This window comes from Allopontixanthobacter confluentis (assembly GCF_009827615.1).
Taxonomy (GTDB): domain Bacteria; phylum Pseudomonadota; class Alphaproteobacteria; order Sphingomonadales; family Sphingomonadaceae; genus Allopontixanthobacter; species Allopontixanthobacter confluentis.
Map to the genome: position 1 here is coordinate 553879 of NZ_WTYU01000002.1, position 18008 is coordinate 571886.

19 protein-coding genes and 1 tRNA gene are annotated in these 18008 nt (G+C 58.7%); 4 read left to right on the plus strand and 16 right to left on the minus strand.

The features are described from left to right. Positions 1 to 18: 18 nt before the first annotated feature. The 4 genes from GRI44_RS11010 to GRI44_RS11025 all read right to left on the minus strand — a co-directional run bounded on the left by GRI44_RS11010 (position 19) and on the right by GRI44_RS11025 (position 3578). The gene (locus tag GRI44_RS11010; protein ID WP_160601831.1) at positions 19 to 477 is read right to left on the minus strand and encodes a hypothetical protein; all 459 of its coding nucleotides are present in this window, start codon (positions 475 to 477) and stop codon (positions 19 to 21) included. Positions 478 to 632: 155 nt separating this feature from the next. Further along, complete coding sequence (gene nadC, locus GRI44_RS11015; protein ID WP_160601832.1) at positions 633 to 1493, minus strand: carboxylating nicotinate-nucleotide diphosphorylase; 861 nt, start codon at positions 1491 to 1493, stop codon at positions 633 to 635. Between the two features lies 1 nt (position 1494). Beyond that, complete coding sequence (locus tag GRI44_RS11020; RefSeq protein ID WP_160601833.1) at positions 1495 to 2292, minus strand: LytR/AlgR family response regulator transcription factor; 798 nt, start codon at positions 2290 to 2292, stop codon at positions 1495 to 1497. Next, positions 2289 to 3578 (minus strand): sensor histidine kinase, encoded by a 1290-nt coding sequence (locus GRI44_RS11025; RefSeq protein ID WP_160601834.1) that lies wholly within the window; start codon positions 3576 to 3578, stop codon positions 2289 to 2291. Before GRI44_RS11025 ends, GRI44_RS11020 begins: the two co-directional genes overlap by 4 nt. Before the next feature lie 92 nt (positions 3579 to 3670). Here GRI44_RS11025 and GRI44_RS11030 point away from each other — a divergent pair, with 92 nt between their 5' ends. Continuing rightward, positions 3671 to 4285, plus strand: a complete 615-nt coding sequence (locus tag GRI44_RS11030; protein WP_160601835.1) for an HD domain-containing protein — start codon at positions 3671 to 3673, stop codon at positions 4283 to 4285. Between the two features lie 19 nt (positions 4286 to 4304). On the opposite strand, the gene GRI44_RS11035 is transcribed toward GRI44_RS11030, so the two are convergent. From GRI44_RS11035 to GRI44_RS11070, 9 genes are all read right to left on the minus strand, one after another. After that, complete coding sequence (locus GRI44_RS11035) at positions 4305 to 5306, minus strand: M48 family metalloprotease (protein WP_202386325.1); 1002 nt, start codon at positions 5304 to 5306, stop codon at positions 4305 to 4307. Continuing rightward, positions 5303 to 6010 (minus strand): DsbA family protein, encoded by a 708-nt coding sequence (locus GRI44_RS11040; RefSeq protein WP_160601836.1) that lies wholly within the window; start codon positions 6008 to 6010, stop codon positions 5303 to 5305. The genes GRI44_RS11035 and GRI44_RS11040 overlap by 4 nt, the downstream gene beginning before the upstream one ends. Before the next feature lie 6 nt (positions 6011 to 6016). Continuing rightward, on the minus strand, positions 6017 to 7372 hold the full coding sequence (locus GRI44_RS11045; protein ID WP_160601837.1) for a M48 family metalloprotease: 1356 nt from the start codon (positions 7370 to 7372) through the stop codon (positions 6017 to 6019). 10 nt (positions 7373 to 7382) lie between these two features. Continuing rightward, positions 7383 to 8357: an alpha/beta hydrolase gene (locus GRI44_RS11050; RefSeq protein WP_160601838.1), complete on the minus strand. Its 975-nt coding sequence runs from the start codon at positions 8355 to 8357 to the stop codon at positions 7383 to 7385. A gap of 155 nt (positions 8358 to 8512) precedes the next feature. Continuing rightward, the gene (locus GRI44_RS14175) at positions 8513 to 10498 is read right to left on the minus strand and encodes a PAS domain-containing protein (protein WP_202386380.1); all 1986 of its coding nucleotides are present in this window, start codon (positions 10496 to 10498) and stop codon (positions 8513 to 8515) included. 155 nt (positions 10499 to 10653) lie between these two features. Further along, positions 10654 to 11112: a DUF2141 domain-containing protein gene (locus GRI44_RS11055; protein WP_160601839.1), complete on the minus strand. Its 459-nt coding sequence runs from the start codon at positions 11110 to 11112 to the stop codon at positions 10654 to 10656. A gap of 5 nt (positions 11113 to 11117) precedes the next feature. Beyond that, positions 11118 to 11876, minus strand: a complete 759-nt coding sequence (locus GRI44_RS11060) for a sterol desaturase family protein (RefSeq protein WP_232843115.1) — start codon at positions 11874 to 11876, stop codon at positions 11118 to 11120. Positions 11877 to 11960: 84 nt separating this feature from the next. After that, positions 11961 to 12485, minus strand: a complete 525-nt coding sequence (locus tag GRI44_RS11065) for an MmcB family DNA repair protein (protein WP_160601840.1) — start codon at positions 12483 to 12485, stop codon at positions 11961 to 11963. Between the two features lie 94 nt (positions 12486 to 12579). Then, complete coding sequence (locus tag GRI44_RS11070; RefSeq protein WP_232843116.1) at positions 12580 to 12984, minus strand: hypothetical protein; 405 nt, start codon at positions 12982 to 12984, stop codon at positions 12580 to 12582. Positions 12985 to 13120: 136 nt separating this feature from the next. Here GRI44_RS11070 and GRI44_RS11075 point away from each other — a divergent pair. Next, positions 13121 to 13197, plus strand: a tRNA-Arg gene (locus tag GRI44_RS11075). Positions 13198 to 13388: 191 nt separating this feature from the next. On the opposite strand, the gene GRI44_RS11080 is transcribed toward GRI44_RS11075, so the two are convergent. The 3 genes from GRI44_RS11080 to GRI44_RS11090 are packed head-to-tail and all read right to left on the minus strand — an operon-like array spanning position 13389 to position 14908. Next, complete coding sequence (locus tag GRI44_RS11080; RefSeq protein WP_160601841.1) at positions 13389 to 13817, minus strand: hydrogenase; 429 nt, start codon at positions 13815 to 13817, stop codon at positions 13389 to 13391. Positions 13818 to 13849: 32 nt separating this feature from the next. Further along, on the minus strand, positions 13850 to 14614 hold the full coding sequence (locus tag GRI44_RS11085) for a MauE/DoxX family redox-associated membrane protein (protein WP_160601842.1): 765 nt from the start codon (positions 14612 to 14614) through the stop codon (positions 13850 to 13852). 6 nt (positions 14615 to 14620) lie between these two features. Beyond that, a complete protein-coding gene (locus GRI44_RS11090; protein ID WP_202386327.1) occupies positions 14621 to 14908 on the minus strand; it encodes a metal-sensitive transcriptional regulator in 288 nt (95 codons plus the stop codon). Positions 14909 to 14989: 81 nt separating this feature from the next. Here GRI44_RS11090 and GRI44_RS11095 point away from each other — a divergent pair, with 81 nt between their 5' ends. Both GRI44_RS11095 and GRI44_RS11100 read left to right on the plus strand, forming a co-directional pair. Next, entirely contained in the window at positions 14990 to 16789 is a 1800-nt protein-coding gene (locus tag GRI44_RS11095; protein ID WP_160601843.1) for a copper resistance system multicopper oxidase, read from the plus strand. After that, on the plus strand, positions 16789 to 17979 hold the full coding sequence (locus tag GRI44_RS11100) for a copper resistance protein B (RefSeq protein WP_160601844.1): 1191 nt from the start codon (positions 16789 to 16791) through the stop codon (positions 17977 to 17979). The genes GRI44_RS11095 and GRI44_RS11100 overlap by 1 nt, the downstream gene beginning before the upstream one ends. Positions 17980 to 18008 lie beyond the last annotated feature (29 nt).

Genomic DNA, 18008 nt, shown 5'->3' on the forward strand with positions numbered 1-18008 from the left:
CTGCGGTCTCCGCGCGGCCTAGTCGAATTTTGAAAGGTCGGTTGGGGTGTCGGCAGGGGTGCCAGCTGGGGTGGATGCAGAATGGTCGAACCATGGCTTTGCATCAGCGCGGAACAGCATCACCACAGCCACCAATTGCATCAGATTGATTACCACGGCCATGATCAGCGCAGGCCCGGTTGCCGTGGCAAGAGTGGTCGGCAGACTGAGCAGGCCAATCGCAGTGAAGGCGACCAGAAACCATTTGGCGATGGAACTGCCGCGCCGGGCAATGAAATACCACAGCACCAGCGACACAGCCATGCCCAGGCTGAACATCACAATCACGGCCCCTGCGCCCCAACCCAACTGCGCCACTGCCGGATCGCTTTGCATCTGCGCGACTATCCGTTCGTAGGATAATACCAGATTCACCACGCCCACGACGAGCGAGCCGAGATACAGACGTTCAAACAAGACAATGGAATTCGGACGCATCGACACAATCCCCCCTAACGATTGCTGGCCCCCCTTACGATGGCTGGCGCAATTGTGGGCCAACAACCGGCTGGTTACAAATAATTTATGCGCCATAGGCGAGCGGGGTGGCCTGTCAAATCAGCTTCGGGAAGTGATTATATGGGCTTAGAGCGTCACAGCGGTTTGAAATCCAGGCCGATGTCGGCTGCAGGCGCGCTTTGGGTCAGGCGGCCCACCGAGACATAATTGACCCCTGTTGCTGCCTTGGCCGCAATAGTATCGAGGTTGATGCCGCCCGATGCCTCTGTGGGCACACGCCCTGCGACCAGCGCGACAGCCGCGCGCAAGGTAGCCGGGTCCATGTTGTCGAGCAGCAAATGATCTGCCCCTGCTGCCAGCGCGGGTTCGATCTGGTCGATGCGGTCCACTTCGCAGATAATTCTCGGCACACCGGCATCGCGGGCCCGGCGCACTGCGGTGCCGACATCGCCTGCCACGGCCACGTGATTGTCCTTGATCATGGCTGCATCCCACAGGCCCATGCGGTGGTTTTGCGCGCCGCCCTGGCGGGTGGCGTATTTTTCCAGATGGCGCAGGCCGGGAATGGTCTTGCGCGTATCCAGCAGCACGCAGGTCTGGCTGTCCATCGCATCCACATATTGCCGCGCCATGGTGGCAATGCCGGACAAATGCTGCACTGTATTCAGGGCGCTGCGTTCGGCAGTCAGCATGGCGCGGGCATTGCCTGAAAGCCGCATCAGATCAGTGCCCGCAGGCACTCTGTCGCCGTCTTCCACCAGCAGTTCTATATCCATATCGCCTTGCAGGCTGCGGAAAAACGCGACCGCAATCGGCAGTCCTGCCACCACAATGGCATCGCGGCTGTCCATCACGCCGGAAAAGCGCGCATCTGCCGGGATCACGCTTTCTGACGTAACATCATGCCCGCCGCCCGGCAGACCCACACCAAGGTCTTCTGCAAGGGTAGCGCGAACAAATTCGCTGAGGTCAAAGCCTTCGATTGCAAAGCCCATCTTAATGCACAAACCGGGCAACAACGTCGCGATAGGACCGGCTGACTTTCACTTCCGCGCCGGAATCCAGCACCAGGAAACATTCGCCATTGGTATGCGGTTTCACTTGCCGCACCTGATCAAGGTTGACGATGGTGGACCGGTGGACGCGCTGGAACTTGCGCGGATCGAGCCTGCGTTCAAGATCCTTCATCGTTTCGCGCAGGATGAGCGAATTGTCGCCGGTGTAAATGCACATGTAGTCGCCTGCCGCTTCGATATGTTCGATCGAGCCGACTTCAACGCGGAAAATCTGCCCGCGATCCTTGATGTTGATGAGCTTTTCAAACCGGTCACTGGTTTCTGTCTCTGCCTCGGCAAATTCCTCCGCTGCGTCAGGGGCGACTTCGGCCAGAACATTCATCAGATTTACCGCTTCTTCGGCGGACCGTTTTTCCGCCAGACGCACGCGCACCCGCTCGACTGTATCGGCCAGCTTGTCCACATCGACAGGCTTCATCAGATAATTGACGGCATTGGCTTCGAACGCGCGAATGGCGTGTTCCTGATAGGCAGTCACAAACACGAACAGCGGCGGTTCAATTTCCATCACGCCCTTGACCACACTGAACCCGTCAAAACCGGGCATTTCGATGTCGAGAAATACCAGATCGGGCTTTTCGGTCTTGATCTTGCGGATGGCTTCGCGCCCGTTGGCGCAGGTTTCGATCACTTCAATATCGTCAAAGGCTTCCAGCCGCAGTTGCAGCCCCTGAATGGCGAGTTTTTCATCATCAACGATGATTGTGCGAATAGTCATATGTTTGATCCGATCGTGCGCCCCACGGGATGTATGTTCGTCTGCGATGACGTAATGGTTGACGCGGCCTTGGGTTTCTCAGTCTGTGATGTGCTTGTGGACGGGTTTGGGGATGCGGTTGGGTTCTGGCCAGCGTCGAGCGATATGCGCGCCTTTTCCGGCGCGGGGTTGTCAGTATCCGATGTCTCATACGGCAATTCGATCACCACCGTAAATCCGCCCTCGGGAGGAGTGCGGATTTCGAACAGATGATCATCGCCGTATGCTTGTGCCAGCCGATCGCGGATATTGGCGAGGCCGACCCCTGTCGACATCGCCCGTCCCTGCCCCGTCATGGCACCGGGAAGGGTGTGGCGCGGCGTGGCAGAGTTCAACCCCGGACCGGTATCGGAAACGGTGACGCGCAGCCGCTGTCCGACGAGTTGCGCTGCAACGCTGATCTGCGCGCCTTCTTCCTGCGGCGAAACTGCGTATTTGATGGCATTTTCCACCAACGGTTGCAGCAGCATGGAGGGCAGGAAAGCCTTGGCCGCTTCGGGATCGATTCGGAAATCGGGCCGCAGCCGTTCTTCAAACCGCATCAGTTCGATGCCCAGATACAGCTTCAGCGTATCCACTTCCTGTGCCAGCGACACCTTGCCGCCGGGCTGCGTAACCAGCGTGTGGCGCAGAAAGGATGACAGGCGCGTCAGCATGGCATTGGCGGGTTCTGTCTGCTTCAGCAGCACCAGCGTGCTGATGGAATTAAGCGTGTTGAACAGGAAATGCGGGTTCAGCTGATACCGCAGCATGGCCAGCTGGGCGCTGGTCGCCTGCGCTTCCAGCCGTTCCAGCCGGTCGGTCTGTTCTTCCACCTGCAGGAAGTAATTGATGGCGTAATACAGCGCCGACCATGCGCCCAGCAGGGTCATCGGAATATAGAACAGGCCGATCACCAATTGGGCAAAAGATGGCCCGCCAGTTGGCCGTGTCAGGCTGAAAACCCAGGCTTCGATGAAGGTGAACAGGCTGACGGCAATTACCAGCACGATGCTGGTCATGCCCCATGTCACCACAGGTCTGCGCTGGATCAGGTGACGGTAGATGACCGATAGCACCAACGTGACGGAAAAGCCGGTAATCGCCTCTATCAGCAGCAGAACCAGGAAAGACGGGGGTTGCTGGTTGGCCAGCGCGCTCATCGCGCGGAACAAGAACAGGCCGGACCAGCCCGCAATCTGCAGGTTCCAGAACGCCCGGTTCTTGTTGCGGAAGAAGGGTGTTGGTTTGAAGGGCAGCATTACCATGACAGCCAGCCTAGCCGATTTTGCAGCATTCCGTCAGATTGTTTTGCGGAAATGCGATCATGGGATAGGATGTCGGCTGAGGAGAGAAGCTGATGGGTATGGAACAGAAACTGAGCCATGGCGCGATAGAGCGCGCGAAATTCCGCGAAATGAAGGAAGGCACTGCCGAAGACTGGGCACTGATCGGCGGACATTTCCGAGAATTTGCCTCAGGCGTGGCGGACCGTGTTCTGGACCATCTCAAGCTGCTGGACGGTGATTTTGGCGGGTTTCCAATCTGCCGTCTGGAACATTCCCTGCAAACCGCAACGCGCGCCTACCGTGACGGACGGGATGAACAATATGTAGTGATGGCGTTGCTGCATGACATTGGCGATACGCTGGGCAGTTTCAACCATCCGGACGTGGCAGCAGCCATATTGAAGCCGTTTATCAGCGAAGAACTGCACTGGATTTGCCAGCATCACGGCCATTTTCAGGGCTATTACTATTTCCACTATCTCGGCATGGACCGCGAATCGCGCGAACAGTTCCGCAGCAGCCCCTATTTCGATGCGTGCGCGGAATTCTGCGAAAAATACGATCAGGCCGCGTTCGATGGCGATTATGAAAGTGAAAGTCTGGAGTTTTTCGAACCGATGGTGCGCCGCGTGATGGCACGCCCATTGGCCACGCTCTATAAAATGGAAGAAACAGCAGACGCTTGAAATACAGGCAGGGCCGGCTTTATGGCTGGCCCTGCCTGACAAATAATGTCGCCCAGTCCGCCCCGCGATTGTGTGGATTGCGGCCATTTGCATCTGAACTTTCAGCCATGCTCTGGCGGATGGCGGGCAATTCAGCGGCGATGAAATCGGCACGTTCGTCCCAGCCGTCATGCGTACGCCCGCGCAGCAAGCCGCCATCATTCCGCGGCCCCCAATGCCGCATGAAGCGTTCCGCGGCCGCAGGATCATAACCGGCATTGGCCAGCAGCCACGGCATCATCCGGTCCGCTTCGCGTTCGGTCAGGCGCACGTGGGACCGCTTGCGGCCATGGGTGTCCAGCCAGGCAGGATGCCCCAGAATATTATGCGCCAGTTCATGGGCAATGGCCGCTGCAAACAGCTCTTCGGGATAGGTAAAACCGACGAATTTCTCGCCGATCGCCACGCGTGTTCCGTTGGCAGATGCCTTGGCTGACCCGGCAATCACTTCAAACCGGCCGGGGCAGGCGGCAACGCCGGAAATATGGCTGATGCGCGCAGGCTGGCCCGGGCTGCGCCATTCAATGCTGACTGTGCCCGTAGCCGAAAGGTCTGATTGCAAGGCTGTGTGCAAATCCAGCAGCCGCTTCCATGTATTCGGCCCTGCGGCTGGCAAATCCTTCATCTGGCGCCCATTTATCGCCAGCACTTCGGCAAAGGCAGGCAGGCCAGCGGCCTGTGCGGGCGAGCCGGAGGCAACTGCCTGCACCGCTATGTCCCCTGCGATCTCCATCGCGCTGCGCACAGTATCTGGCGCGGAAAACGTCGCGACATCCTGTAACAACAGCCCGATTGACGGGGCGGCACCTGTGCAAAAGGGTGCATTGCCATGAACGAGCTTCCAGCCGATGGACTGGAGGCTTTCGTCGCGCTGCTGCAATTGCGTCAGGCTACGGATGACGGCATTTTCGTCAGCCGCTGCCGCCGTGCCGGCACTGGCAAGGCACATGGCGGCTGCGACGATTAAGAACCAGCCCTTCACGAACCCTTTGCGTCATCGACCGCGTTTTGCAGCGCGGAAAGCCCGACAGCCCCTTCAAATGCCTGATTGCCAATCACCCAACTCGGGGTGCCGCTGAAACCGAGACGCTGGGCCATGGCGATATTATTGGTCAGTTCCGCCTGCGCGGCAGGGGTGGCAGCAAAGGCGCGCGCCTTGTCCATATCCAGCCCGACTTCCTTCGCTGTCTGCGCAATGGCCGCGTCTGTCGGTGCACCCTTGGCGAACATGGCGCGGTGGAATTCGGCATATTTGTCCTGGTCTGCCGCGGCCAGCGCCACCAGCGCGGCCTTGTCGCTGCCTTCAAAAATCGGAAATTCGCGAATGACCACTTTCAGATCCGGATTGGCCTTTACCAGCGCGGCGACATGTTCCTCGCTCATCCGGCAATAGCCGCAGGCGTAATCGGTAAATTCCACCAGCGTAACAGAACCATTGGGATTGCCGAAAACCGCGCCGGGGAATGGTTTTTTCACGGCATCGGAAATATCCGCGAGCCGGTCCTGCGCTTCCTTCTTCTGATAGGCTTCCGCCATTTCCGGCAGCAATTCGGGATGTTCCAGCAGGTAACTGCGGGTGCCGTCATTGCCGAGACCGCTGAAAGACCAGATGGCAGCGCCGCCAAATCCGAACACCAGCGCGATGATGGCTGTGAGGGCGAAAGAACGGAAGGAAAATGTCATCATGCCGCGCTACTTGCGCTTCTGCTGTCTTTCAAGCTCCGCGCGGGCTTGCAGGCCGATATCCTGCGCCCTGATCCAGTCCGGCGTGCCTGCCTCCAGCCCTATTTCGGCGGCCTGCGCGCTGCGGATGGCCTCGGCATAGCGCCGCGTCATCACTTGCTGTTCAGCGCTGGCCAGCCGCGCACGGGGCAAATCACCCTGCTGGGCGTAAACCACGCCTAACTGATACCAGGCGAATGGATTGAGCCGGTCCCGCCCCACTGCTGCCCGCAAGACCCGTTCAGCCTCGTCAAAATGGGCCGCGTCTTCCGTCGCGATCAGCGCATGACCGAATACCGATGCAATCAGCGGTGTGGAATTGGTCAGCTCTGTCGCTTGCCGCAAGGCGTCCAGCGCTTCGTCAGGCTTGCCCGATTCCAGCAATATCTGGCCTTCCAGTTCCAGAAAATAGGGGTCACTGGGGTTCAGTTCCAGCAAGGCCTGCGTTTCTGCCAACGCCTGATCGACCATCGCATTCTTGTGATAGGCGTAGGCGCGGGCATAGCGGGCCGGCACATCAGTGCGGCTTTCGGGAAATTGTTGCAGGGTGCGCGCAGGCTGGGACAGATAGCCAAACAGCTTTGCTTTCACACGCTCGAAGCGCTGCTGCATCGCTGCATCATCGGCTGTATCCCACGCAGGGTCCACCGTGTAATCTTCACGCAGGCGGGCTATCCGGTCACCCGACAGGGGGTGGGTGCGGCCAAAGGCTGCATCATCACTCTGGCTGAAGCCATAGCGGAATTCCTGATTTTGCAGCTTCTTGAAGAACGCCAGCGATCCGCGGCCCGAAATGCCTGCATCGGACAAAATCTGCACGCCCGCTGCATCCGCCGAGGATTCCTGAACGCGGGTAAAGGCGAGGAATTTGCCCATCGCAGCCTGCTGTCCTGCCATGATGACGCCCATCGCTGCATCACCGGCGCCGGCCACTGCCGCAGCCACGCCCAGCAGCAGCGACACGATCGAGATATTGGTCGCAGTGCCCATGCCTTCACTGCTTCTGATGATATGACCGCCCGTAATATGGCCCAGTTCATGCGCAATCACGCCCTGCACTTCATTTGCCGTATCAGCAGCATCAATCAGGCCGCTATGCAGATAAACCACCTGTCCGCCAGCGACGAACGCATTGATGGACGGGTCATTGACCAGCACAATATCAACATTGCCGGGTTTCAGGCCCGCTGCTTCCACCAGCGGAGCGGCCATGTCCTGCAACAGCGCCTCTGTTTCGGCATCCCGCAAAATCGATTGCGCGGCTGCTGGCTGCGCCGCCAGCACCAGTGCGGCAAAAATTGCCAGAAAATTGCCCAGAATGCGCATCGGTTGCAATTTAGGGTGTGTTGGCCTGAACCGGAACTGAAGCGACTTTTGCCGCAGTCTTCTTCGTCAGCACTTCCCGGGCGAATTTATCGATCAGATTGATCATGTCGCGGTCTTTGCGCCAGGGGCTGGCCAGCGCCAGAATCGGCCCATTATGGTCCATTTCGGTAAATGTGGCCCGCGTGACAGCGCCGCCGGCTTTCTTCACGGCAGCGGCCAGCACGCGTGCATTGCGCGGTTTCACCACGGTGTCCTTGTCACCTTGCACCAGCAGCATGGGCGGCGCCCCGGCACGGGCAAATTCAATTGGCTGCGTGGTTTCGGGGTTTTGCGCGCCGCCAAATGCCAGCTTGGTCGATTCGGTGGCAAAGGGGTAGAAATCATACGGCCCGGACAGGCCGATCACTCCGGCCAGATCGGCCGGCTTCATTCCTTCATTGCCCAGCCACGCAGGATCAAGCCCCATCATTGCCACATTATATGCGCCTGCTGAATGGCCTGCGATGATGATGGCATCAGGATCGCCGCCGAAGCGGGCGATATTTCCCTTGGTCCAGGCTATGGCCTTGGCAGTATCTTCCAGCATGGCCGGAAAGACGCCTTCCGCGCCCAGCCGATAACCTGCCAGCACCACGATGAAGCCTTCCGGCGCGAGGCCGCGTGCGACAAACCCATAATCGTCAGGATCGCCGCTGCGCCATCCGCCGCCATGCACAAATACGAAAACCGGTAGTCTGGCGTCCTGGTTCAGCGCACTGATCGCGGGCTGATACACCGCCAGTTTCTGCGCTTTTGCGGTTCCCAGGGACTGGTTATGCACCAGCGTGACGTCGCGCGTGCCGCCGCTCAGGCGGTCAACCACGTCGAGCACCTTGGGACCGTTCTGGCCGATGGAATATTGCAGCGCTGCAAACAGAAGCCCAGCCACCAGCACAATCGCCAGCACAGTCCACCCCATCCAGCCCATCTTTCTTTTAACCGCCATAACGCTCCCCTCAGCTTTCCCGCGCGGTCTTTGGCCGAAATTGCGCAGGATGTCTCTGGTGGCAGGCGTAGCTGCCTGACAGCAAAAGGGAAAGCGCACACCAGACGGGGCCGGATATTATCCAGCCCCGCAAAGCGTGTTCATAATTTCAGATGTCAGCCAACCAGCTTGCGGCCAGCGCGTTCGACCATGGGAATATCGTCGGTAATTTCGCCCAGCACCACCACTTCGCCCGTGGGCAGGCGGCGGATCATCACCAGGCCAAATTCCGCGCCATCACTGTCCAGATCGGCAAGGCTGATGGGTTCGATGGCGCGCAGTTTCCGGGCCAGCTTTTCCTGCGGGCCTTCATTGGCTTCGGCGGTTTCAGAATTTTCTTCGCGGCGCAGGCGGCGTTCGGCCTGAACCACCCCTTTCAAACCGCCTTCTGCCTGCATCAGGAAGCCGGCCAGCGCGCCGCGTTCCACACCCATGCGGTGGGCATGGGTCAGCACGGCGGCATATTCAGTCAGACGCGTCTTGTCGTAATCCGCGCCGAATACCAGCTTTACCACCGGGGTCATTGGTGCGCGATCCTGCACGGTCAGGCCGTTTTCGGCGATCAGCTCGTCGAAATTATCCTGTTCATCCTGCGCCACGATGCTGAAATCATACGCGCGTCCAACAGCGGCATACAAGGCAGACCGGCTGCGGTCTTCGCAGCTGCGGGCGGCATGGGCCAGCTCGCGCGCGGCGGCCAGGCAATCATACAGCCCTTCGTCCAGACCAGAGTCTAATGCGGTGTCCAGCGCGGTGTCCAGTGCAGGATCGAGGTCGGAATCGTCCAATAAATCGAGAGCGGTTTCCACGCCCGAATCTTCGACTATCGAATCGCTTTCATCGGCGCCTGCGGCATGAATCTCTGCGGCGTCAGCTTCATCATTTTGCGAATATGCTGTAGCAGGATCGGTGCTGAACACAGGCTGCGGCGCGTGGTCAGTCCACGATGGCTGTTCTACAGCGACCTCTGGTTCCGATGGTTCGTCATCAGCGGCAAAATCAGCAGCAAATCCGGCACCTCTTCCGGTGTATGAAAACGCGGCTGGGTCAGCAGTTTCGTAAGCTGCAGCGTCGTCATCATGGCTGTCCGCACTCTCGATTTCTGCGCTCACGGCCATGCTGGCCAGTGCATCCAGATCGATCGGCGTCTTGTTCGCCTTGCCAAAGGTCGGGATCATGCTGGCATAGCCGACTTCGGCGGAATCATCCTCGAAGTCGCCTGTGTCTTCATCATCGAATTCATCGGCATCGGCCGGATCAACGATGGAGAAATTCGCGGAAAAGCCGAAGCTCGGCATCGGATAATCGCCGCTATCGGCGCCATCCTCATCTTCTTCCTCATCTGCGTCCAATTCCCCCAACTCGCCCAGATCAAGCACGTTGGATGCGGCTGGTTCGTCGGCTGGTGCCATTGGCACAGATGACGGGCTGTCCGCCCATTGCGTCACGGGATCAGGTTCGCGCGCTTCCAGTTCGTCCTCATCCTCATCGTCTGCTTCAAGCGCCTGGTCGATTTCCAGCAGCAATTCATCCGTGGTCATCTGGTCGGCCATTTCCTTCCAGTTGATGACGCCATAAATGAAGTCGATACCTTCATCATCGCTCGAAAAAGGCAGCAGGATACCGCGATACAGGATTGTCGCGCCGCGCTGGTTTACAAATTCAGCCTCGAATCCGATCGGTGCCTGATTCGCCAGAATCTGCATGTAATGATCAGTGATTCGCGTCAGCAGCGATCGGCTGGGAATATCTGACAGGGTGCCGATATCATCATGTGTGCCGCATTCTTCGGCCAACTGGTCACCGAGATAGCGAATCGCCGGGTTCTCGACGCCCGATGTGAAATCCAGCAGCACGCTGTAAGGCCCGAAATCCGGCAGGTTTTCAGGGCTCAGATCTTCGATTGAGGGGAAATTGCGCTCGTCCAGCAGGCTTGCCCAATGGTTATAGGCGCGGACCTGCATCCGGCGTTCGTCAGTCCCGATTGCGGCTGGCGGAACCTGAAGACCGGTATCGTCCTCACCGCTGTCCCAATCCCGCTGCCAATCGTCCAGACCGTCATCATAGCCGGTCTCACCGAAATTCCCGCGAAGCGTATCCATGGCTGTCAAAGCCCCCTTGACCCGTGTTGCAAGGAACCTTCTGGCGCGACATGGTAAACATAATGTTAAGTTGCGCCATAAACGTGGCGCGGCGTTCTGGCGTCAGCCATGGGCGCGGTGCCTAGTGGCCCGCCCCTGATGCCCCGCCCGCCCGGTTACAGCATGTACCGCATTCTGATGGTCTGCTTGACCGTGCCGCCGCTGACGTCAAACGCGGCCTCGTCGAATTTTGGCGGCCCCATTTTCACCTTGGCGTCACGCGAAAAACCGAATCCTTCGGTGGGCATCATCATGAAGGCCCGGTCAGCCTTGCCGTTATTGTTTTCATCATGCAGCAGCGCGACGGCATATCGGCCTGCCTTGATATCGTGAAAGGTCAGCGTAAGTGTCTGCGCGGCTGGTTTGACGATACTGATGCTGGCAGCATCGCCCCGGCATTTGGGAAACTGGTCAGGGTTGGAAGTGATGCAGGCCCGCACGACCCCCTTGCTGGATCTGAGGCCTGTCACCGTGATGGTGATGTCGCTGGCCCGGCCAGACGGTTGCCCGCTGATCTGGCTGGCGGCAGGCCCCGCGGCAGGCGCTGCTGCGGACGCAACTGCTGATGTGACCATGCCGGTCAGGGCGGCGATGCGGCCTGCGCGTCGAAAGCGTCCGACAGCCCCCTGTCGGTCCCGCACAAGCGGTCCCAAAATCGAAAATAGAGGCCGTAATTGCATAAATACTGCTCGTGATGACGCTGATGATGGCTGGCACTTATCAACCAGTTTCCGAATTGCGAATGAACGAAGGCCCGCGGAAACATTTCCCAGCCCATGTGATTAGTTACACCCATCACTGTCATGATGGCCAGCACAGCGCCCAGCATGCTCACATGGATGGGTATCAGAAAAACCAGAACGGGAATGAAAAAGGCGCCCGTCAATGCTTCCAGCGGGTGAAAGCTCATTGCGGCCCACGCTGTGGGCGGGCGGCTGGCGTGGTGCACGGCATGGGCTGCGCGAAAAATGCGCGGCTGGTGCATCCAGCGGTGGGTCCAGTAAAACCATGTGTCATGTGCAAACAGAAAGGCGAACAAGGACAGCGGCAAATACCACAACGGATATTGCGACCAGTCTGTATAAATCTTTGTCCAGCCAAGGCTGTCCCATCCCCACGCGACAATTCCGGCAGGAATGCCGTAAATGGCGGCGGACAGGAGTGACCAGGTAATTTCGGTGCGGATTTGCGCATCTAGCCCGGCGTAATGGCCCGGACGCAGCCGCGCTGTCGCCCATGCGAAAATACCGCTGGTGAGCATATAGCGCACCGCCACTATGACGGTCATCGCGATTGCCGAAAGGATGATGGCAGAACCCATTGTTGCATTATGGCGCATGGGGGCGTGATGAAACAGCCCCATTATCGGCCGAATCATTCTCCCAATTATTGGCCGAATCACAGCTGCAACTTTTGTGCGTGCCTAGTCGCCGCCACGCCACGGTGCACAATCAGGGTCCAGACCGGTCAACTGGCGGCGCAGGGCGGCGCGTGCCAGCCGTTCAACTTCAACCTTTCGGCGGGCCGCTGCCAGCGGATGGGTCGGGGCAGGGCGAACAATTTCAGCATCATAACTGTCCGCCACGATCACGCCGCAGAAATCGGGCCGGTAATCGTCATTTTCCAGCGGGCTGCGGTCCAGTTCAGGCGGAAGACCCCAATAGAACCGATCGCAAAAATCGAGGTAATCGGGCCATTTCTCGTCGCCCAAAAGATCAGCGCGGCTGACTTTGATTTCCACAATGACGATTCGCCCCTTGGGGTCGATCCCCATCAAATCGGCGCGGCGGCCATTGCGCAGCGCCATCTCGCCCAGGCACCAGATGTCATTGCGGGCAAACAGGCGGCAAATACCGCGCGAAACCGCTTGCGCGCCATACAAAACTAGTTGGTCGGGGGCGCTTTTCAGCTGCGCGGCGAAGGGAGATGTAAGCGAAGTTTCGGCCATGCCCACATTTGGAACATAGAGGGAACTTCGTCAAGTTGCCGAATCGGGCTTTTCGCCCCCGGCAAGATCACGCCCGATGGGCTGTCCGAAATGACTAGGGCTGATCTGCGGTAGGGACCAGGCCAAGCAGCGCATCGCGCGCCTTGCTGAATTCCTGCCACAATGCCCGTGCCGCTGGCTGCGCATCCTGCCCGCGTGCGTTTACTGCCAGCAAGGCAGCAAGTCCGGGCTGCATAAATGCGCTCAGGTCCGCGACCCCGTTGCGCGCCAGTTCCATTTTCCAGCCACCAGTTTTTTCAATCAACGACGGAAATGCGCGCAAAACAGAAGTGTCAGCCGCGGCGTGCGCCTCCACGCCGGCCATCACGGCTACCGCCATTCCCGCTTCCTCCAGCGCTGCCCATTGCTGGCCGAATGCATTTTGCACGCCGTCCGAAATCGCCGCATCAAAAGCTGGCTGAATGCCTGCCACATGAAAATCTGAAGAATAAGCGTTCATAGTGCCGCAGCCCTAGCAGCCGTCACTTGCCAAATTGCTAATGAGGAACAAGCCCCCGGTAAAAAGTTAGATCGGCCCCAATGCCACATTACGCTTCCAAGCAGCGAAGCCCTTTGCTAAGCGGCCCCTCCTGAACGCATCCGTAGCTCAGCTGGATAGAGCGCTGCCCTCCGAAGGCAGAGGTCACAGGTTCGAATCCTGTCGGGTGCACCAGCTTTTCTGCCATTTTTGCCTGACCGACCGATTTTGCACTCCGGTGTGTTTGCGGTGAAATGGGTGGAACATTCGCGAATTCCGCGTCGCCAGGTAGGGCGCACGCCGAGCTCGCCACACTTGGTCCGCTCTCGACCCTTAATCGCGGACATTGCCCCCTTTCGAGGGGCGGACCCGAAAACAGTCTTTACTCAGCGCTTCGCGCGAATCAGCCCGATCACGAATATCGACCAACCAATCGTCATCAAGACGCTGCCTCCGAGCACCGCAATTGAAACCAAGGCCTCCGTCACCTGTGCGGCACTATATCCAGCGCCAGCAATGGGCAGGTTGTTACTCGCGCCAGTCGCTGCTGATGCAGTCAAGCCAGCCCAAAGGCCAAACATGCCTATGACAATTGTCCATCGCGCTAAGCTGGAATAGGTCGAACGAAGATCGGCGGATGCCCAAAGGGCCCCGACAATCATCATTGCCATGCCACTTTGAACAGCAGTTTGGTGGGCCGAGAGAGCCATACGCGGGTTTAGAAAGCTCTGAACGACCGCTCCTTGCAACAAGCCAATCAAAAAGAGTAGCGCGCCTGCGACGACTAAAGTCCGCTGATGTGTTGAAAGGTTCATTGTTGCATCAGTCTTCTTCCTTCGATCAGCGTTTACATTGCCATCCAGCCCAGCGCCTTTGCGCCCATCCACAGCCCCATGCCGATCATGATGAGGTTCTCTGTCAGGGACACAAAGCCGAGCGGAACATTGGAGCTTCCGCCGACACAGGCGCATTTCAGCTCTCGCTTGTCGATATAGACCGCCTTGAACACGCTGACTGCGCCGATGGTGCCGATAAACAGCGATAGTGGAACGGATATGGCCGGCAAGGCGTGTGCGGCCATCAGCACACCTGCCAAGCCTTCGGCGAAGGGGTAAACGAAGCCGTATGGCACCCAGCGCGCCGCCAGCAGATCATAATTGAGAAACATCGTCGAGAAACTGCGAACATCCTGCAGCTTCTGCAATGCCAGCAAGACCATGGAGAAACTCACGAACCATTCCAGCGCCTGCACGGTGAATATGGTCTCGAACACATACCAGCTGATGGCCAGGCCCAGCAGCAGGGCGATCCCGAAAATCGCGATGACCGGCTGGTAGCTAGTATCACCATCTTTCTGCACGGATTTGCCGAAATATTCGCGCAGATCATCATATCCGCCAATCCGCTGCCCATTAATGAACGTCTGCGGCGTGGTTTTGACATCGTGCTTTTGCTTGAAAGCCTCAGTCTCCTCGCGCGTGGCCAGATGGCGGTCATCAACCGAAAAGCCCTGCCGTTCCAGCAGATCCAGCATCTTCAGGCCATAGGGGCACACATGGCCGGGCATGACCATTCGGTACACTGTCGCTGTCTTGCTGTTGGCCATTGTCATGTTTTCCTACCGCTTCGCTTTTTCAAACAGGTCGATCAATTCGTTGAACTTGGTTTTCTGCTCCTCGGCATCGCCGCTGCTGATTGCCTCGGCCACGCAGCATTGCGCATGGCGCTTCAGAATTTCGCTTTCCGCACGGCCCAGCGCCGCTTTGACAGCCTGGATCTGATCGAGGATTTCGATGCAGTAGCGATCATCCTCCACCATCTGCGCTACACCGCGCACCTGCCCTTCGATGCGGCGCAGACGGTTGGTGATTTTCCGATCCTGCGTTGCTGGCAATTCGAATTCCAATCCTGAAAAAAACACAGCTTCAATTTCTTGTAATACCTATGGGGGGTATATAGGTACAAGGTCTGAGGAGCCGCAAGACATATGCCCGGATTAAAATTATCCCGCCGTCAGATGATTGGCACTGGCCTGGTGGGCGCAAGCGCACTCGCGGCCCCGGCGTGGGCGCGCGGCGGCGACATCCGGCATGCGGGCATGCTTCGTCAGGGTTTTGACGAGGTGTCGGGGCGGGAGATAAACCTCACCATCGCCGCGGGGCAGCGCATGATCCAGGGGCGCCGCGGCCATGGCGTTGCTGTCAATGGCAGCGTGCCCGGGCCGCTCATTCGTCTGAAGGAAGGCGAGCCGGTCAAACTGAATGTGACCAACATGCTGGACGAGGACAGTTCAATTCACTGGCACGGCCTGCTGGTGCCGTTTCAGTTTGACGGTGTGCCCGGGGTCAGCTTTCCCGGCATCAAGCCGGGCGAAACCTTTGTTTACGATTTGCCGCCGATCCGGCAGGCGGGCACATATTGGTGGCATTCGCATTCGGGAATGCAGGAGCAGTCCGGCCATTACGGGCCGCTCATCATCGACCCTGCCGGGCCTGATCCGATTGAGGCGGACCGGGAATATGTGCTGTTGCTGAGCGAGTTTACGCCGCTCCATCCGCACACGATCATGACGAAACTGAAGCACGGCGAAGGCTACTTCAATTACCAGCAGGCGACCGCCACTGATGATTATCCGATGGATGGCAATGAGCGGCGCATGTGGGCGAAAATGCGGATGATGGCGACCGACATTCTCGACGTGACGGGATCGACCTACACCTATCTTGCCAACGGATTTGGACCGCAAGAAGCGCCGGAGTTTCTGTTTGCCAAGGGCGAGCGCATCCGGCTGAGAATTATCAACGGCAGCGCAATGAGCTTTTTCAACCTGCGCATTCCCGGTGCGACAATGCATGTGGTGGCCGCCGATGGATTGCCCGTGCGGCCTGTTGCCGTGCATGAATTTCAGATCGGTACGGCAGAAATTTACGATATTATTGTGGAGCCAGTGGGCGAGGCAATGACGATTGTGGCGGAAGCCATGGACCGTTCCGGCATGGCAATTGCCACGCTTGCCAGCCGTCCGGGTGCGCGCGCGCCAGTTCCCGCCTTGCGCGACCCGCCCCTGCTGACGATGGCAGATATGGGCATGAGCGGGATGGACCATGGTAATATGGGCCAGGCCGAGATGGACCATGGCAAGATGGACCATGGCAAGATGGATCATGCCACGATGGATCATGGCACGATGGATGCTGGTATGGGTACCACTATGGGGGCCGGCATGAATATGCGCGATACGTCGCTACTTCCGCCTGACGTGAAAATCGGCCCCGGCATCGATATGGTCGCAATGAACCCGATCGACCGGATGGGCGATCCGGGGATCGGGCTGGACGATGTCGGCCACCGCGTGCTGACATACAAGGATCTGGTGGCGCTGGCGGCCAATGACGATGCGCGTCCCCCGTCACGCGAGATGGAAATCCACCTGACCGGCAACATGGAACGGTATATGTGGTCGTTTGACGGGAAGAAATTCACAGCCGTCAGCGAAGATCCCATTCGCTTCGCTTATAATGAACGGGTCCGGGTGAAGTTGGTCAACGATACCATGATGGCGCACCCGATCCACCTGCACGGCCTTTTTTTCGAGCTGGTAAACGGGGCCCCTGTCGGCTTCCAGCCACGCAAGAATGTGCTCATCGTGCAGCCGGGCGGCAGCGCGACATTCGATCTCACTGCGAATGAGGAAGGCGATTGGGCATTCCACTGCCATTTGCTCTACCATATGCATTCCGGCATGTTCCAGATCGTCACCGTGGCTCCGCAGGGAGGTGCGGCGTGATGAAAATGTGGCGAGTCGGCGCTGGCATCTGCGCAATTTCCATCTTCGCGCCCGCGCCCGCCGTCGCGCAGGCTCACGATCATCAGGCGATGATGCAGGCACAGGCACAGGCAAAGTCTGAGGCTGAGGCCGAGGCCGAGGCCGAGAAGGTGCGCGCTTGTGAGGAGGAAGCCGAGCGCCATCGTGCGATGGGGCATATACCTGAAAAGGACCAGTGCCAGCCTGCCACCAAGCCTGTTGACCATGCTGGGATGGACCATTCGACTATGGATCATTCGGCAATGAACCAATCTGCCATGGACCATTCGGCAATGGGGCACGGTGCGATGGACCATGGTGCGATGGACCATGGTTCGATGGGCCACGGTTCGATGGGCCACGGTTCGATGGGCCACGGTTCGATGGGCCACGGTTCGATGGGCCACGGTTCGATGGGGATGCCAGCAATCAAAGCCGCGCCCCCTGCCGCTGCCGGGTCCGGCCCCGCCCGTGCCGCTGATGCCATCTGGGGCGCTGCAGCAATGCAGGCCAGCAGGGACGCACTGGCGCAGGAAAACGGGGGGATGCAAACCTTCTGGTTCCAGGCCGACCGCGCAGAATATCGGATGGGTGACGGGCGCGATGGGTATCTGTGGGATGTCCAGGCATATTACGGCGGTGATCTGGACAAGATCTGGTTCAAATCCGAAGGCGAGGGCAGTTTCGGCGAAGCGATCGAAGAGGCCGAATTTCAGGCGCTATACAGTCACGCCATCGGACCATATTTCGATCTGCAAGTGGGCGTCCGCCAGGATGTTGCGCCGCAAAACCGCACATACGCCGTGATCGGGGCTCAGGGCCTTGCGCCCTATCTGTTCGAGATTGACGCTGCTGCATTCCTGTCCGACCGGGGTGACATTACAGCCAGGGTCGAGGCTGAACTTGACCAGAAAATCACCCAGCGCCTGATCCTCCAGCCACGTCTGGAGATAAATCTGGCTGCGCAGGATGTGGCGGAACTTGGCATTGGTACAGGCCTTGATAGCGTGGAAGCGGGTGTGCGCCTGCGCTATGAATTTGCCCGCGAATTTGCGCCCTATATCGGTATCGCGCATGAACGGAAATTCGGCGGTAGTGCTGATTTTGCCCGGCTGGCAGGCGAAGATCGCAGCGCCACGAATTTCGTGCTTGGGGTCCGCTTCTGGTTTTGACGCAATGCCTGACTGGCTGCAACCATACG

Bases quoted from the DNA above. Each gene is read 5' to 3' on its own strand.
- GRI44_RS11010 (WP_160601831.1), bottom strand. From the start codon at position 477: ATGCGTCCGAATTCCATTGTCTTGTTTGAACGTCTGTATCTCGGCTCG.
- nadC (WP_160601832.1), bottom strand. From the start codon at position 1,493: ATGGGCTTTGCAATCGAAGGCTTTGACCTCAGCGAATTTGTTCGCGCT.
- GRI44_RS11020 (WP_160601833.1), bottom strand. From the start codon at position 2,292: ATGACTATTCGCACAATCATCGTTGATGATGAAAAACTCGCCATTCAG.
- GRI44_RS11025 (WP_160601834.1), bottom strand. From the start codon at position 3,578: ATGGTAATGCTGCCCTTCAAACCAACACCCTTCTTCCGCAACAAGAAC.
- GRI44_RS11030 (WP_160601835.1), top strand. From the start codon at position 3,671: ATGGGTATGGAACAGAAACTGAGCCATGGCGCGATAGAGCGCGCGAAA.
- GRI44_RS11040 (WP_160601836.1), bottom strand. From the start codon at position 6,010: ATGATGACATTTTCCTTCCGTTCTTTCGCCCTCACAGCCATCATCGCG.
- GRI44_RS11045 (WP_160601837.1), bottom strand. From the start codon at position 7,372: ATGCGCATTCTGGGCAATTTTCTGGCAATTTTTGCCGCACTGGTGCTG.
- GRI44_RS11050 (WP_160601838.1), bottom strand. From the start codon at position 8,357: ATGGCGGTTAAAAGAAAGATGGGCTGGATGGGGTGGACTGTGCTGGCG.
- GRI44_RS14175 (WP_202386380.1), bottom strand. From the start codon at position 10,498: ATGGATACGCTTCGCGGGAATTTCGGTGAGACCGGCTATGATGACGGT.
- GRI44_RS11055 (WP_160601839.1), bottom strand. From the start codon at position 11,112: ATGGTCACATCAGCAGTTGCGTCCGCAGCAGCGCCTGCCGCGGGGCCT.
- GRI44_RS11060 (WP_232843115.1), bottom strand. From the start codon at position 11,876: ATGCGCCATAATGCAACAATGGGTTCTGCCATCATCCTTTCGGCAATC.
- GRI44_RS11065 (WP_160601840.1), bottom strand. From the start codon at position 12,485: ATGGCCGAAACTTCGCTTACATCTCCCTTCGCCGCGCAGCTGAAAAGC.
- GRI44_RS11070 (WP_232843116.1), bottom strand. From the start codon at position 12,984: ATGAACGCTTATTCTTCAGATTTTCATGTGGCAGGCATTCAGCCAGCT.
- GRI44_RS11080 (WP_160601841.1), bottom strand. From the start codon at position 13,817: ATGAACCTTTCAACACATCAGCGGACTTTAGTCGTCGCAGGCGCGCTA.
- GRI44_RS11085 (WP_160601842.1), bottom strand. From the start codon at position 14,614: ATGACAATGGCCAACAGCAAGACAGCGACAGTGTACCGAATGGTCATG.
- GRI44_RS11095 (WP_160601843.1), top strand. From the start codon at position 14,990: ATGCCCGGATTAAAATTATCCCGCCGTCAGATGATTGGCACTGGCCTG.
- GRI44_RS11100 (WP_160601844.1), top strand. From the start codon at position 16,789: ATGAAAATGTGGCGAGTCGGCGCTGGCATCTGCGCAATTTCCATCTTC.